This is a genomic window from Cellulomonas gilvus ATCC 13127 (assembly GCF_000218545.1).
Taxonomy (GTDB): domain Bacteria; phylum Actinomycetota; class Actinomycetes; order Actinomycetales; family Cellulomonadaceae; genus Cellulomonas; species Cellulomonas gilvus.
This window is the reverse complement of record NC_015671.1, coordinates 1,738,775-1,754,119: the sequence shown is the minus strand read 5'-3', so window position 1 is coordinate 1,754,119 and position 15,345 is coordinate 1,738,775. Positions and strand designations below refer to the sequence as shown.

General features: G+C 73.8%; 14 protein-coding genes and 1 tRNA gene. 5 read left to right on the top strand and 10 right to left on the bottom strand.

Features of this window, described 5'->3' with window-relative positions:
- Nucleotides 1-196: 196 nt before the first annotated feature.
- On the top strand, nt 197-958 hold the full coding sequence (locus CELGI_RS08130) for an endonuclease/exonuclease/phosphatase family protein (RefSeq protein ID WP_013883641.1): 762 nt from the start codon (nt 197-199) through the stop codon (nt 956-958).
- Between the two features lie 30 nt (nt 959-988).
- Here CELGI_RS08130 and CELGI_RS08125 read toward each other — a convergent pair whose 3' ends face one another.
- Nucleotides 989-1,672, bottom strand: coding sequence for an ANTAR domain-containing response regulator (locus tag CELGI_RS08125; RefSeq protein WP_041574561.1), 684 nt, complete (start codon nt 1,670-1,672; stop codon nt 989-991).
- Nucleotides 1,673-1,774: 102 nt separating this feature from the next.
- Between CELGI_RS08125 and CELGI_RS08120 the strand changes: the two genes are divergently transcribed.
- Nucleotides 1,775-1,848: transfer RNA gene (locus CELGI_RS08120), tRNA-Leu, on the top strand.
- A gap of 736 nt (nt 1,849-2,584) precedes the next feature.
- On the opposite strand, the gene CELGI_RS08115 is transcribed toward CELGI_RS08120, so the two are convergent.
- From CELGI_RS08115 to CELGI_RS08075, 9 genes are all read right to left on the bottom strand, one after another.
- Entirely contained in the window at nt 2,585-3,430 is an 846-nt protein-coding gene (locus tag CELGI_RS08115) for a shikimate dehydrogenase (protein ID WP_013883638.1), read from the bottom strand.
- A gap of 2 nt (nt 3,431-3,432) precedes the next feature.
- Nucleotides 3,433-4,599 (bottom strand): endolytic transglycosylase MltG, encoded by a 1,167-nt coding sequence (gene mltG, locus CELGI_RS08110; protein ID WP_013883637.1) that lies wholly within the window; start codon nt 4,597-4,599, stop codon nt 3,433-3,435.
- A 112-nt stretch (nt 4,600-4,711) separates the two neighbouring features.
- Entirely contained in the window at nt 4,712-5,926 is a 1,215-nt protein-coding gene (gene mltG / locus CELGI_RS08105) for an endolytic transglycosylase MltG (protein WP_013883636.1), read from the bottom strand.
- Nucleotides 5,923-6,510: a Holliday junction resolvase RuvX gene (gene ruvX / locus CELGI_RS08100; protein ID WP_013883635.1), complete on the bottom strand. Its 588-nt coding sequence runs from the start codon at nt 6,508-6,510 to the stop codon at nt 5,923-5,925. Before ruvX ends, mltG (CELGI_RS08105) begins: the two co-directional genes overlap by 4 nt.
- A gap of 2 nt (nt 6,511-6,512) precedes the next feature.
- Complete coding sequence (gene alaS / locus CELGI_RS08095) at nt 6,513-9,209, bottom strand: alanine--tRNA ligase (protein WP_013883634.1); 2,697 nt, start codon at nt 9,207-9,209, stop codon at nt 6,513-6,515.
- Between the two features lie 64 nt (nt 9,210-9,273).
- Nucleotides 9,274-9,639 (bottom strand): hypothetical protein, encoded by a 366-nt coding sequence (locus tag CELGI_RS08090; RefSeq protein WP_013883633.1) that lies wholly within the window; start codon nt 9,637-9,639, stop codon nt 9,274-9,276.
- Nucleotides 9,639-10,007: a DUF948 domain-containing protein gene (locus CELGI_RS08085; RefSeq protein WP_013883632.1), complete on the bottom strand. Its 369-nt coding sequence runs from the start codon at nt 10,005-10,007 to the stop codon at nt 9,639-9,641. The genes CELGI_RS08090 and CELGI_RS08085 overlap by 1 nt, the downstream gene beginning before the upstream one ends.
- A 151-nt stretch (nt 10,008-10,158) precedes the next feature.
- Complete coding sequence (gene rpsD, locus CELGI_RS08080; RefSeq protein ID WP_013883631.1) at nt 10,159-10,785, bottom strand: 30S ribosomal protein S4; 627 nt, start codon at nt 10,783-10,785, stop codon at nt 10,159-10,161.
- A 208-nt stretch (nt 10,786-10,993) separates the two neighbouring features.
- Nucleotides 10,994-12,358: a replication-associated recombination protein A gene (locus CELGI_RS08075; protein WP_013883630.1), complete on the bottom strand. Its 1,365-nt coding sequence runs from the start codon at nt 12,356-12,358 to the stop codon at nt 10,994-10,996.
- A 113-nt stretch (nt 12,359-12,471) separates the two neighbouring features.
- Here CELGI_RS08075 and CELGI_RS08070 point away from each other — a divergent pair, with 113 nt between their 5' ends.
- From CELGI_RS08070 to CELGI_RS08060, 3 genes are all read left to right on the top strand, one after another.
- Nucleotides 12,472-14,706 (top strand): MMPL family transporter, encoded by a 2,235-nt coding sequence (locus CELGI_RS08070; protein ID WP_013883629.1) that lies wholly within the window; start codon nt 12,472-12,474, stop codon nt 14,704-14,706.
- Between the two features lie 73 nt (nt 14,707-14,779).
- Complete coding sequence (locus tag CELGI_RS08065; RefSeq protein WP_150104696.1) at nt 14,780-15,037, top strand: hypothetical protein; 258 nt, start codon at nt 14,780-14,782, stop codon at nt 15,035-15,037.
- Between the two features lie 3 nt (nt 15,038-15,040).
- Nucleotides 15,041-15,343, top strand: a complete 303-nt coding sequence (locus CELGI_RS08060; RefSeq protein ID WP_013883627.1) for a hypothetical protein — start codon at nt 15,041-15,043, stop codon at nt 15,341-15,343.
- The last annotated feature ends 2 nt before the right edge of the window (nt 15,344-15,345 follow it).

Here is a 15,345-nt window from a genome sequence, read left to right as displayed (position 1 = left end):
GTGCAACGTGACGCGACGGTAACCATGGTTTGTATCCGGGATGTATCCGCCAAGGACACGTCACACTTCGTTGCTGATCTGTGATGAAGCGCAGGTCGCGGCCGCACCGGTTCGACGAGTGGGACGGGCCGTCCCACCAGCAAAGACACAGCTGCGGGCGGTCGCGGGCCTCGCGAGCACGTCGCAGACTCGTCGGATGCGCCTCGCGAGCTTCAACGCCCTGCACGGGCTGCGTCCGGGTGACGACGCCGCCGACCCGTCGCGCTGGCCGGACGTGGTCGCGGCGCTCGACGCGGACGTCCTCGCGCTCCAGGAGGTGGACCGCGCGCAGCCCCGCTCGGGCGGCGTCGACATGACGGCCGTGGCGGCCGACGCCCTCGGTGCGACCGACGCGCGCTTCGTCCCGACCCTGCTCGGCCGGCCCGGCCGGTGGCGTGACGCGCGCGACCCCGGCGCCGACGGTCCCGCGCACGGGATCGCCCTGCTCAGCCGCCACCCGGTGACCGAGTGGCGTACCGTCGCGCTCCCGCAGCGCGCCGGCCGCACCTGGGTCCGTGGCGCGGGCCGGCTGCTGCCCCGCCCGCACCGCGACCGTCCGCGCCACGCGCTCGTGGCCGTCGTCGACTCACCCGTCGGCGCCGTGACCGTCGTGGCGACGCACCTGACCTACCTGCGCGGGCAGAACGTCGCCCAGCTGCGTCACCTGGTCGCGGCGACCGCGGACCTGCCCCGTCCTCTGGTGCTGCTCGGCGACCTCAACGTGGGTCCGTCGACCGCCACGGGGATCACCGGCTGGACCGCGCTGGTGACGGCCCCGACCTATCCGTCACACGGCCCGACGGTGCAGATCGACCACGCGCTCGTGGACGGTCCGCTGCGCGCCGTGACGCCCGGCCGCGCGGTCGACACCGGCCTGTCCGACCACCGCGCGCTCGTCGTCGACGTCACGCAGGCGTGATGCACCGCGTCGACGCCGTCGCGAGACGGCTCAGGAACCCCCGCCGACCTGCTCGATGACCGCGTCGGCCACCTCGCGCATGGTCAGGCGTCGGTCCATCGACGTCTTCTGGATCCACCGGAACGACTCCGGCTCGCTCAGGCCCATCTTCGTCATGAGCAGGCCCTTGGCGCGGTCGACGCGCTTGCGGGTCTCGAACCGCTCGGCCAGGTCCGCGACCTCGGACTCGAGCGCGCTGATCTGCGCGTAGCGCGAGATCGCGATCTCCACCGCGGGCAGCAGGTCGGCCGGGCTGAACGGCTTGACGACGTACGCCATGGCACCCGCGTCCCGCGCGCGCTCGACGAGCTCCGTCTGGGAGAACGCGGTGAGCAGGACCACGGGGGCCAGGTGCTCCTTGCCGATGCGCTCGGCCGCGGAGATGCCGTCGAGGATCGGCATCTTGACGTCCATGACGACGACGTCCGGCTTGAGCTCGGTGGCCAGCGCGACCGCCTGCTCGCCGTCACCCGCCTCGCCGACGACCTCGAACCCGCCGTCGCGCAGCGTCTCGACGACGTCCATGCGGATGAGCGCCTCGTCCTCGGCCACGACGGCGCGGCGACGCGGACGCGCACCCGCGGGGGGTCGCTCGTCGGCGCTCTCAGGCGCGCCTGACAGGTCCAGGGCGTCGGGGGCCGCCTGGGTGGGCTCGGGGGTGGCGTCCTTGGTCACGAGCACAGCGTAGTGGTCGAAGCCGTCGATGCGGCGTCGCGGCGCGGTGTGAGGCCGTTCACCCCACGGCCACCGCCACCGTGACCGTTATGCTGACCGGCGGCCCCGATAGCCCAACCGGCAGAGGCGTTCGGCTCAAACCCGATCCAGTGTGGGTTCGAATCCCACTCGGGGCACCTCGCCAGGCCGCTGACCTGCGCAAACGCTCCGGCGCGCAGGTGTCCGAGACCGCAGAGACTCGATGCACCCGCCCTTTACTTCCCTTAGACGAGTCCGCGCATCGGCCCAGGTCAGGACGCTGCGGACACGGAGAAGGCACCCCCTCGGGGGGTGCCTACTTGAGTGACGTGGGACCGATGAGGGCACGGGTCGGCGCGGGCGCTCGGCAGCGTGCTGTTCGCGGTGGCCGCTCTCAGGCGGGCGCGGTGAACGTGTTCTCCACGCTCGCGCAGTGCTCGGAGAGCCAGCGCTGGATCTCGTCGAGGTCGAGGTGCTCGTCGCCGCCCACCTCGCGCATGAAGCGGTCGATGTCGTGGGGCGCGGCGACCGGCTTGAAGCCGTTGACGCGGTAGGTCGGTGTGCGCGAAGGCCGCCGAGACGGCTGCCGAGCCTCGCACCAACGCCGAGGCGGTCATCTGCGGCGAACGCCGTCCACCGCTCAGGCATGTCGTAGGCCGAGTCGCGCAGGTCCCACAGAGCGCTCACGAGCTCGCCCTTCGTGCGAGCCACATCGAGCCGCTTCAGCCCGATCGACAGTCCATCCACACGCCGATCGTCAGGCGCGAACATCCCTCACGATGCCCACACATTCTGCCCCTGCCGTCGTGGCGAGCGGGTCCGGTTCGTGTTGCACCCGAGCTCGTCACGCGCCCATGCCTCGCCGGACACCCCCTTGGTGCTCACGGCCGCGCGTCAGTCCGCGAGGCATGCCTCGAGCGCGGCGTCCATGGCGGCCAGCGGGGCCGGGCGGCCGGTCATGAGCCGCACCTGCTCGGCGGCCTGGTGCAGCAGCATGCGCTCACCGCCGACCGCGGTGCCGCCCAGCTCGGTCCACCGCGCGTGCAGCGCCGTGGGCCGCGGGTCGTACGCGACGTCGAGCAGGACGCCCGTCGGTCGGCCGTCGAGCGCCGCGGCCAGGTCGTCGGCGGCGCGCGGCGGCAGCGTCGAGACGACGACGTCCGCGGCCACGACGGCGCGCGGCGCGTCCTCCAGCGACCGGAACACCGGCTCGACGCCCATGCGGTGGGCGGAGCGCATCAGAGCGCCCGACCGCGCGAGGGAGCGCACCAGGACCAGCGGCGCGGTGCAGCCGAGCTCGGCCAGGGCGGCGAGGGTCGACGAGGCCGTCGCGCCCGCACCGAGCACCACGGCCGTGCCGACGGGTCGGCCGGCGAGTCCCTCACGCAGCGCGACGACGAGCCCGTGCACGTCGGTGTTCGCGCCGACGAGCGTGCGCGCCGCTCCCGCACCCTGCACCAGGACGGTGTTGACCGCGCCGACCACCTGCGCGAGCGGCTCGACGTGCTCGAGCAGCGGGAGCACGGTCTGCTTGAGCGGCATCGTCAGGCTCAGGCCGGCCCACTGCTCCCCCAGACCGGCGACGAACGCCGGCAACGCGTCCTCGGTCACGTCGACCGCGTCGTAACGCCAGTCGTCGAGCCCGAGGGCCGCGTACGCGGCACGGTGCAGCGTCGGCGACAACGAGTGCGCGATCGGGTGGCCGAGCACGGCCGCCCGGCGCACGGCGGGTCCGGCCACCGTCAGCTGTTCTCCTCGATCCAGGCGTTCATCTCGGCGACACAGGCCGCGTGGTCGGCCTCGGTGACGCCGAACTTGGTCTCGCCCGTGTCCAGGTTCACCGCGCACCAGTACATCCAGTCGCCCTCGGCGGGTGCGAGCACGGCGTCGATCGACACCTTGCCGGGCGACGCGATCGGCGTCGGCGGCAGGCCCGCGTGGACGCGCAGGTTGTACGGGTTGCTCGCGTCCTCGAGCATCGCGGTCGTCAGCTCGGTGCCGTTGACGCCGGCCCCGTAGGCCACCGCGGCGTCGATGCCCAGCGTCCAGCCGTCCTCGAGGCGGTTCTCGATCGCGCGCGCCATCTTCGGGCGGTCCTCGTCGTGCTTGGCCTCACGCTCGACGAGCGAGGCCTTGATCAGCACGGGCTCCCACTGGTCCTTCGGGACGCCGGCGTCCTCGAGCACCTGCACGGTCTTGGCGGTCATCGTCTTGAGGACCTTGACGGCGGAGTCGTCCGGCCCGACGTCGTACGTCGCGGGGAACAGCCAGCCCTCGAGCTCGCCGCCGGCCTGCTCGGGCAGTCCGATCTTGTCGGGCTGCCCGGCCGCCGCACGCAGGTCCTTCAGCGGGATGTCCGACTCCTCGCTGATGCGCTTGAGGATCTGCTCGACCGTGAGCCCCTCGGCGACGACGACGCCCGACTGGACCCTGCTCGCGGGGTTGAGCAGAGCCGCGACCGCGTCGGCCGCGGGCATCTCGAGCAGCAGGCGGTAGGTGCCGGGCTGGATGCCGAGCGCGGCCTCGTCGGCGTCGTACGCAGAGACGAACGCCGAGACCGAGGCGACCACACCCGCCTCCTGCAGGGTCTGGCCGATGGCCGCACCGCTGTCGCCCGGGTTCACCGTGATCTCGACCTCGCCCGTGCCGGGACCCGGGAAGTCCGACGGGCTCGCGGTGGGCTTCCCGCCCGAGAACATGTCACCGAGGCTCGAGACGACGAGGTAGCCGGCGCCGGCGACGACCGCCAGGACGATCACGACGACCCACGCGGTGCGGCGACGCCGCGTGCGACGGGCCCGCTCCTGGCGGCCGCGGTTGCGGGACCGCCGCGGCGGGGCCGCCGGGGCGGCCGGGGTGCTCGCGGCCGGCCGCTCGGGGGCCCACCACTCGTGATGGCTCTGGCTCACGTCCACCTCTCCAGGTGCTCAGCCGCGGGCTCGCGGCGGTCGTGCAGGCGCGCGCCCGCGCTCGGTCGGGTCCGGGGGGTACCGCTCGACAGGTGGTCCGTAGGGTACGCGGTCACTGCTTGTGGTCGTCCTGCCACGCGCGCAGGCGGTCCAGGTTGGCCTGGTGCCCGTCCCACGTGGACGCGAACCGGAGCTCGCCGGTCTCGAGGTCGACCGGTGTCCAGAAGACCACCGAACCCGCGTCCGGGTGCAGGACCGCGTCGATCGACGACTCGCTCGGCGACGCGATCGGGCTCGGGGGCAGGCCCGTGTGCCGGTAGGTGTTGTACGGGTTCGACGAGTCCTGCGTCATCTTGTCCGTCGGCGGCTCGGTGATGCCCTCGCCGTAGGAGACCGACGCGGCGATCTCGAGCGGCTGCCCCCGCTCGATCCGGTTCCGGATCGCGCGCGCGAGCATCGGCCGGTCCTCCTCGCGCACGGCCTCGCGCTCGACGAGCGACGCGGCGGTGAGCACGTCCATCCACTCCCCCTCGTCGGCGCCCTTGTCCTCGAGCACCGCGATGGTCTTCCCGACGAGCTGGGACAGCACCTCGGTCGCGGTCGCGTCCGGCTCCACCTCGTACGTCGTGGCGTAGAGCCACCCCTCGACCCGGCCGTCGGCCTCCGCCGGCAGCCCGATGGCCTTCTCGTCCTTGGCGGCCTTCTCGAGCTCCGCGAGCGGGATCGTCGTCTTCTCGCTGACCTTGGCCAGGATCTGGGCGGCCGTCAGACCCGGCGCGAGCGTCACGCGCAGCGACGCCTTGTTCGCGGGGTCCAGCAGCGCGTCGACCGCGTCGGCCGACGGCATCTCCAGCGGGAGCCGGTAGGTGCCGGGCTCGACCTCGGCACCGTCGCGGGCTGCGAGGGCCGCGACGAAGACCTTCGCGTCGGCCACGACGCCCGCGGCGACCAGGGCCTTGCCGATGGTGGCGGGCGTCTCGTCGTCGCCGAGCGTGACCATCGCGGAGCCGTGCCCCGGGCCCGGGTAGTCGAGCACGGGTGCGGCCACCTTCTCCGTCGCGGTGTCCCGCTCGCCGACGCCGAGCGCGGACGCCACGACGTAGCCCGCACCGGCGAACAGCGCCACGACGACGAGCGCGACGACGACCGAGCGGCGCCGCCGCTCACGGCGCTCCCGTGCCGCCCGCTCACGGTCGGACACGCGCGCCCGGCGCGAGGCCGGGCGGTGCTCCGCCCTCGGCTGCGCCGCGTCGCCGGGGGCAGCCTGCTGCGCAGCGGGCGCTGACCCCGCCCACCGCGGGCGGCTGTCGATCCTGCTGTCGGTCACCTGCGTGTCGCTCCACCGTCGTCCGTCTGGTCGCCCGCAGCCCCCTCACGCGCCGGCTCGGAGGACGGGTCGACGTCGACCCGTTCACCGGGACGACGACCCGTCGCCCGCTCCGCATCCAGCGCGTACTGCAAGATCACCACCGCGGCGGCCTGGTCGACCACCTCACGATGGCGGCGACCGGATCGGCCGGCCGCCTGCAGCGCCTGATGGGCGGACACGGTGCTCATCCGCTCATCGACCAGCCGCACCGGGACGGGTGCGACGGCCTGCGCCAGGGAGTCAGCGTACGCGCGGGCTGCCTGCGAGGAGGCGCTTTCCGCGCCCGACAGGTGGCGCGGGAGGCCGACGTACACACACTCCGCACATCGCTCGCGCGCCTCTCGCACGATCCGCGCCACGTCCTTCGGCAGCCGGCCGGGGCGGCGGCGCATGTCGCGGGCCAGCGTCTCGACCGGCGTGGCGATCGTCCCGTCGGGGTCGCTCGCGGCCAGGCCGACGCGGACCGTGCCGACGTCGACCGCGAGCCGGGGGCCGCGCGCGACCTCGTCGCCCGCGGCCCCCGCCGCGTCGTGCGGCGCCACGATCAGCCCGCGACCGCCGTGGCGATCGCGGCGAGCGCGGCACCGAGCGCCGCCGCGTCGGTGCCGCCGCCCTGCGCGAGGTCGTCCTTGCCACCGCCGCCGCCGCCGAGCACCTGGGACGCCGTGCGCACGAGCGCACCCGCCTTGAGGCCGGCCTCGCGGGCCGCGGCGTTCGTCGCGACCACGACCACCGGGCGGCCCTTGGCCACGCCACCGACCGCGACGACCGACGGCGCGGACTCCCCGAGCCGGGACCGCACGTCGAGCACGAGCGTGCGCAGGTCGTCGGGCGACTGCTCACCCGCGTCGAACGCCACGACGCGCACCACGCCGACCTGCTGCGCACCCGCGGCGAGCTCGCCCGCGCGCGCCAGGACCTGCGCCTGGCGCAGCGCCGCGAGCTCCTTCTCCGACTCCTTGAGCTTGGTCATGAGCCCTGAGACGCGCTCCGCCAGCTCGTCGGGGCGTGCCCCCAGCAGGCCCGTGAGCTGCGAGACGAGCGCCCGCTCCTTGGCCTGGTAGCCGTACGCACCCGCACCCACGAGCGCGTCGACGCGCCGGACGCCCGAGCCGATCGCGGACTCGGACAGCAGCGTGACGAGGCCCAGCTCGCCGGATCGCCGCACGTGGGTCCCCGCGCACAGCTCGAGCGACCAGTCGCCGCCGATGGACACGACGCGGACCTCGTTGCCGTACTTCTCCCCGAACAGCGCCATCGCGCCCATCGCGCGGGCCTCGTCGATCGGCTTGACCGAGTCGGTGACCTCGAGGTCGTCCTGGAGCCGCTCGTTGACGCGCGCCTCGATCTCCGCGACGACCTCGGCGGGCGTCGCCGACGGCGAGCGGAAGTCGAACCGCAGGCGGCTCGGCGCGTTGAGCGATCCCGCCTGCGTCGCGGTCTCCCCCAACGACTCGTGCAGCGCCTTGTGCACCAGGTGCGTCGCCGTGTGGGCGCGCGCGATCGCCTGCCGGCGCGCGGTGTCGATCGACGCCGTGCCCGGCTCGCCGAGCGCGACCGTGCCGTCGACCAGGCGCCCGTGGTGCACCGACAGGCCCTTGATCGGGGCCTGCACGTCGTCGATCTCGATGCGCGCCCCGTTGTCCAGCACGATCGTCCCGGTGTCGGCCTGCTGGCCACCCGCCTCGGCGTAGAACGGCGTCACGTCGAGCACCAGCTCGATGTCCGCCGGAGCGGTCGCCGCGGGCGCGGGCACGCCGTCCACGAGCAGACCGACGACCGTCGACCGCGCCTGCGCGTCGGTGTACCCGACGAACGTGACCGGCTTGGCCGCCGTCGCCGACAGCTCGGCGTGCAGGTCCTGGTACGCCGCGACGTCGGCACGTCCCGCGCGCTTGGCCAGCGCGTCGGCGCGCGCACGGGCGCGCTGCTCACCCATGAGGCGCTTGAACGCCTCACGGTCCACGTCCACGCCGTGCTCCTGCGCCATCTCGAGCGTCAGGTCGATCGGGAACCCGTACGTGTCGTGCAGCTGGAACGCATCGGCTCCCGAGAGCAGCGGACGGGCGCCCGCCGAGGGCTCGACGGACTGCTTGGCGCCCGCGACCGCGAGATCGAGGATCGTCGTGCCCGCCGCGAGCGTGCGGCGGAACGCGTCCTCCTCGGCGTAGGCGACCTTGCTGATGCGCTCGAAGTTCTGCACCAGCTCGGGGTAGGACGCGCTCATCGCGTCACGGCTCAGCGGCAGCAGCACGGGCAGCGCGGGGTCCTCCACGCCGAGCAGGCGCATCGCGCGGATCGAGCGCCGCAGCAGGCGACGCAGCACGTAGCCGCGGCCCTCGTTGGACGGCGTCACGCCGTCCCCCATGAGCATCAGGCCCGAACGCACGTGGTCGGCCACGACCCGCATGCGCACGTCGTCGTCGCGGTCCGCGCCGTAGCGCTTGCCCGAGAGCTCGACCGCGCCGTCGATGACCGGGCGCACCTCGTCGATCTCGTACAGGTTGTCGACGCCCTGCATCAGGTAGGCGACGCGCTCGAGGCCCATGCCCGTGTCGATGTTCTTCTGCTTGAGGTCGCCGAGGATCGGGAACGAGTCCTTGGTGCCGCCGTTGTCGCGCTCGTACTGCATGAAGACCAGGTTCCAGATCTCCAGGTACCGGTCCTCGTCGACCACGGGCCCACCCTCGGCGCCGTACTCCGGGCCGCGGTCGACGTAGATCTCCGAGCACGGCCCGGCCGGGCCGCGCGCACCCGTGGACCAGAAGTTGTCCCGCATGCCGCGGCGCTGGATGCGCTCGTCCGGCAGCCCGGCGATGCGCTTCCAGAGCGCGACCGCCTCGTCGTCGTCGTGGAAGACCGTCACCCAGATCTTGTCGGGGTCGAAGCCGTAGCCGCCGTCCGCCTGGCTGCCCGTGACGAGCTCCCAGGCGTACGTGATCGCGCCTTCCTTGAAGTAGTCCCCGAACGAGAAGTTGCCGTTCATCTGGAAGAACGTGCCGTGCCGGGTGGTCTTGCCGACCTCCTCGATGTCGAGCGTGCGCACGCACTTCTGCACGCTCGTGGCACGCGGCCACGGCGGGGTCTGCTCGCCGAGCATGTACGGGATGAACGGCACCATGCCCGCGATGACGAACAACGTGGACGGGTCGGGCGAGATGAGCGGCGCGGAGGGCACCACGGCGTGACCGCGGGAGGAGAAGTAGTCGAGCCAGCGCTGGCGGATCTCGGCGGTACGCATGATGTCCTCGGTGGTTCGAGCCCGTGGCCGGGCGGTGGTCGAGTCGGCGCGGTGAGCGCCGTGGTCAGAAGAAGGTGGCCTCGGCGTCGTCGTCGGGGTCGTCGAGCGGACCGGCCCAGTCCCGGCGCGGCCGGCCGGTGCGGCGGCCGCCCCACGCCTCGCGCAGCTCGTCGACGTGCCTGTCACGGTGCGCGCGCACCTCGGCGACGTCGACGTCACCCACGAGCTCGTGCGTCAGCTCGGCCTCGCGCTCGGCCATACCCGCGACGAACTCGTGCCGTGCCGTACCCCACGCGCGTGCCAGCCGGGAGGCGCCGTCGACGACGTCCGTCGTGCCGGCCGGGAGGTAGGCCTCGGCCAGGGCACGGCCCTTGCGGATGACGACGACGGTCACCGCGACACCCACACCGATCCAGAGCAGGCGACGCATCAGCGGCCCTTGCGGGCGCCGGCCGCCAGACCGCCGAACGCACGCCGCACGCCGTAGGAGAACGCCGCGACCTTCACGACGGGCCCGCCCAGGGTGGCGGCGAACAACGCGGTGAGCGCCGAGACGTTCTGCGAGACCTGCGCCGCCGCGGTCGTGACCTTGTCGACGTTGTCGAGCTGGCCGTTCGAGGACGCGACCAGCTGGGCGGTCTCGTCCAGGACCGGCACGGTGTGATCCGTGAGCTCCTTGACGGACGCGCGCGTCTCGTCCAGCACGCTGCCCAGCTTGAGCAGCGGGACGGCGCACAGGCCGACGAGCAGCACGAAGGCGATGGCCGCGATCAGGCCCGCGACGTCCGAGACCGACATCCCACGTCCTTCCTCGATGACTGTTGCACCCTACCCGCGCGCGGTGCCGACGTCCGTCCACCTCGCACCCGCCCGGGCCACGCACGCCCCGCACGCCGGAGCCCCGCCGAGCGCGAGGCTCGACGGGGCTCCGGGACGTGCGTGGTGCAGGTCAGCGGGCGTAGTACTCGACGACCAGCTGGACCTCGCAGGTCACGGGGATCTCGGCGCGCTTGGGCTCGCGCACCAGCACGGCCGAGAGCTTCTCGAGCTGGACGTCCAGGTAGCCCGGGAGCGCCGGCAGCACGTCGCGGTGCGCACCTGCGGCCGCGACCTGGAACGGCGTGGTCGCCTGGCTCTTCGGCTTGACCTGGATGGTCTGGCCCGGCTTCACGCGGAACGAGGGGCGGTCGACGATCTTGCCGTCGACGAGGATGTGGCGGTGCACCACGATCTGGCGCGCCTGCAGGATCGTGCGGCCGAAGCCGGCACGCAGCACGAGGGCGTCGAGACGCGTCTCGAGGATCTCGACGAGGGCCTCACCGGTCAGGCCCGGCGCCTTGCGCGCGTCCTGGTAGGCACGGGCGAGCTGCTTCTCACGCAGCGCGTACTGCGCGCGCAGACGCTGCTTCTCGCGCAGACGGACCGCGTAGTCCGACTCGGTGCGACGACGCGCACGGCCGTGCTCACCGGGCGGGTAGGGGCGCTTCTCGAAGTGCTTGACGGCCTTGGGCGTCAGGGCCAGGCCGAGGGCGCGGCTCAGGCGGACCTGGCGGCGCGAACGGGTCACACTGCTCACAGCGATACTTCCTGTCGTGTTCGTTGACGTCACGCCACCCGGACGTCCGTCCGGTGGCGTGGGGCCGACCTTCGTGGCACCGACCCGACGTGCGGGCGGTCCGGGCTAGGGCCCCAGGGGGTGGTCGCGCAGCGCTCGGCGCCGCACGACCGGTCAACCTTACCCGCCCCGAGGCCTCGCGACCCAATCCGTGCCGCGGGTCACGCCGTCAGCCCTCGAGGATCTGGCGGATCCGGTCGAGCCGTTCGGTCACCTGACGCTCGAAGCCGCGGTCGGTGGGCCGGTAGTAGCGCGCGCCGACGAGCTCGTCGGGCAGGTACTGCTGCGCCGCCACACCGTGCGGCTCGTCGTGCGCGTACACGTAGCCCGCGCCGTGCCCGACCTTCTGCGCCCCCGCGTAGTGCGCGTCCCGCAGGTGCGGCGGCACCGAGCCCAGCCGTCCCGCGCGCACGTCCGCCAGCGCACGGTCGATCCCCAGGTAGGCGGCGTTGGACTTGGGCGCGGTCGCCAGGTGCACGACCGCCTCGGCCAGGACGATGCGCGCCTCGGGCATGCCGATGAGCTGGACCGCCTGCGCGGCCGCGACCGCGGTCTGCAACGCGCTCGGATCGGCGAGGCCGACGTCCTCCGCGGCGGAGATCACGAGCCGCCGCGCGATGAACCGGGGGTCCTCCCCCGCCGCGACCATGCGCGCGAGGTAGTGCAGCGCGGCGTCCACGTCCGACCCGCGCACCGACTTGATGAACGCGCTGATGACGTCGTAGTGCTGGTCGCCGTCGCGGTCGTACCGCACCGCGGCGACGTCGATCGCCCGCTCGATCGTCGTGAGGTCGACGACCGCAGGCGCCACGTCGGGCTGCGCCGACAACGCCGCACCCGCGGCCGCCTCGAGGATGGTCAGCGCCTTGCGCGCGTCACCGCCCGAGAGCCGCAGCAGGTGCTCCTCGGCGTCCTCGTCGAGCCGGACCGTGCCCGCGAGCCCGCGCTCGTCGGCGACCGCGCGGCGCACGAGCGCGCGCACGTCGTCCGTGCCGAGCGGCTGCAGCGTGAGCAGCAGCGACCGCGAGAGCAGCGGCGAGTTCACCGAGAACGACGGGTTCTCCGTGGTCGCGGCGACGAGCGTGACCCACCGGTTCTCGACGCTCGGCAGCAGCGCGTCCTGCTGCGCCTTGGTGAAGCGGTGCACCTCGTCGATGAACAGGACGGTCTCGCCGCCGCGCGTGGCCAGCCGACGGCGCGCGTCGTCGACGACCGCGCGGACGTCCTTGACGCCCGCGGTCACGGCCGAGAGCTCGACGAACCGCCTGCCCGACGACGTCGCGACGAGGTACGCGAGCGTCGTCTTGCCCGTGCCCGGCGGCCCCCACAGGACGAGCGAGGTGGGTGCGGCGCGGCGGTCGGCCTCTCCCGCGGGCTCGACCAGCCGACGCAACGGCGATCCCGGCTCGAGGAGATGGCCCTGCCCCGCGACCTCGTCGAGCGAGCGCGGGCGCATGCGCACTGCGAGGGGGGCGCCGGCGGCCGCCGCGGGGATCCCCTGTGCGGTCGACGTCGCGGCGTCGAACAGGTCCATGCGGGCAGCGTACGGCCGGGAGCCCACACGTCCCCGGCCCGCGGGGCGCACCGACGGTCCACCACCGCGGGCACCTGCGCACACGAGGGGCCGCGACCTGCGACGATGACCGGGTGTTCGCACGTCTCGGGCGCGTCGTCGCGCATCACCCCCGCGTCATCGTCGTGGGCTGGCTCGTGCTCGCCGTGCTGGGGTACGGGCTCGCGGTGCTCGGCGTGCACGGCGAGTCCCTGTTCGAGCGGCTCGGCACGGGCGAGCCGACGGCACCCGGCTCGGAGAGCACGCAGGGCCGCGCGATCCTCGAGGACGCCGACGAGAGCGGCACGTCGCTCACGCTCGTGCTCTCGCAGGTCGACCCCGCCTCGACCGAGCTCGCCGACGCGCTCGCGCCCGCGCGCACCCAGCTGGCCGAGATCCCCGGCGTCGCCTCCGTGATCGACCCGCTGGTGCTGCCGGACGGCGTCGAGAACCCCGCCGCGGCCCCGCTGGTCTCGCAGCGGGGTGACGGCTTCCTCGTCGTCGTCGACCTCGAGCCGTCGCTCACCGGCGCGCAGCACGCCACCGCGGTCGACGCCGTCGCCGCACGCCTGCGCGAGGTGCCGGCCGAGCTGAGGTCCGTCGCACCGCGCGTGACCGGGATCGTGGGCGGCACCCCCCTGATCGTCGACGAGATCACGTCGCAGGTGGAGCAGGACCTGCGTCGCGGCGAGGCGATCACCCTGCCGCTCGCCCTCGTGGTCATGGTGCTCGTGTTCGGTGGCTTCCTCGCGGCCGCGATGCCCATGGCCGGGGCGCTCGCGTCGATCGCGGGCGGGCTCGCGACCGTGCTGGGCCTCAGCTACGTCATGGAGGTCGACGCGTCGGTCGTCAACGTCGTGACCGTGCTGGGCCTCGGTCTGTCGATCGACTACGGGCTCCTGATCGTCTCGCGCTTCCGCGAGGAGCTGCACCGCCTCGTCGACCACGACGAGGGCCGCGCGGCACGCCGCCGCCGCGGTGACGGCGCCGTCGCCGCCGCGGTCGAGGCGACCATGGCCACCGCCGGGCGCACGGTCGCGTTCTCCGCGCTCACGGTCGGCATCTCGATCGCCGCGCTCCTCGTGTTCCCCCCGCAGATCCTGCGGGCGATCGGGGCCGCGGGCTGCGCGGTGGTCGTGATCGCGGTGCTCACCGCGCTCACGCTCGTGCCCGCGCTCCTCGCCCTGTCCGGGCGGCGGATGCTGCGGCCCGGAGTCCTGGCCCGCGTGCCCGGCGTGCGGACCGTGCTCGCGCGGACGTCGGACGACCACGCCGAGGAGGGCGCGTTCTCGCGCCTGGCCGCACGCGTCCAGCGGCACCCGTGGCTCGTGATGGGCGGCGTCGTCGTGCTGCTCGGCGTCCTCGCGGCCCCGCTCGCCCACCTCGAGCTGCGCAACTCCACGACCGGGCTGCTGCCCATGGGCAGCGCGCAGCGGGAGTTCGTCGAGACGCTCGCGACGGACTACCCCGCCTCGACGAGCCCCGCGGTCACCGTCGTCGCCGAGACGTCGCTCACGCAGGCGACCGCCTGGGCGGACCAGGTCGCCGAGCTCGACGCGGTCGCCACGGTCGACCCGCCCGCGGCGGCCGGTCCCTACGTCGTGATCGGGGTGCGGCCCGGCTCGCTCGACCCGGGCGGTGCGGTCGCCCGCGACGCCGTGCAGCAGATCCGCGCGCTCGACCCGGACTTCGAGACCTGGGTGACCGGACAGGCAGCCGCACAGATCGACTTCGTCGCGGCACTCGCCGGGGGTGCGCCCTGGGCCGCGCTGGTGGTCGCCCTGGCGACGTTCGCGCTGCTGTTCCTCATGACGGGCTCGTTCGTGATCCCCGTCAAGGCGCTGGTCACCAACGCGCTGTCGCTCGCGGCCTCGCTCGGCGTGCTTGTCTGGGCGTTCCAGGACGGGCACCTCGAGGGCCCGCTCGGGTTCGTGTCCACGGGTGGCGTCGAGACGTACGTCCTCGCGCTCGTCATCGCGTTCGGGTTCGGGCTGGCGATGGACTACGAGGTGTTCCTGCTCTCCCGGATCAAGGAGCTGCACGACCAGGGCGTCCCCACCGACGAGGCGGTCCGCCTGGGCCTGCAGCGGTCCGGACGCATCATCACGTCTGCCGCGGCGATCATCATCCTGGTGTTCGCGGGCTTCGTGTCCGGTCAGCTCCTGGTCATCAAGGAGGTGGGGTTCGCCCTGGCCGTCGCCGTCCTGATCGACGCCACGATCGTGCGCCTCCTGCTGGTCCCGGCGACCATGACGATCCTCGACCGACTCAACTGGTGGGCGCCGGCCTGGGCCGCCCGCCTCCACCGACGCCTCGAGATCACGCACTGACATGCCCCGGCTTCCCGTCCACCCACCTCGCGCCGTCGTTGCACCACCACCGCCCAGCCGGGTGCGCATCCGGGTGGCGCGGACCGCCCTGGCCCTGCTGGCCGCCTGGACCGCGGTGCTCGCGACGAGCGTGGTGCTCGCGCTCATGGCGCCCGACCCCGGGTCCGCCTTCGCGGCGTTCTTCGCCGTGCTCGCACTCGCTGCGCACCTCGCTGCGCTCGTGTGGGGCTGGCGCCACCTCCCGCGCCCCGCGGCACCCGCCGAACCGGAAGAACCGCCGCGCGACCACGTCGGGCTCCGTCCGGACGCCCACCCTCCCCGGAGGTGGTGAGCGGTGCGCGCTCCGATCGGCGCACGGCACACCCTCCGTCTGGCGGGCGCCGTCCTGGTGACCGTCGCGGCGTGCGTGGGCGCGCTGGGCATGCTCGCGCTCACGGGCGGCGGCCCGTCCTCGCCGCTCCCGCGGCTCGCGTACCAGGCCTTCGTCGTCGTCGCCGCGTGCGCCCTCGTGGTACGCGCCTGGCGCTGGGCCGCACGTGCGCGCGTGGTGCCGCCACGTCCGCCGACCGTCGACGACGCCCCGCGGCGGCACGCGAGCCTCGCGGACCCGGACGGCTCGCCCCCGCGCCGGTGGTGACC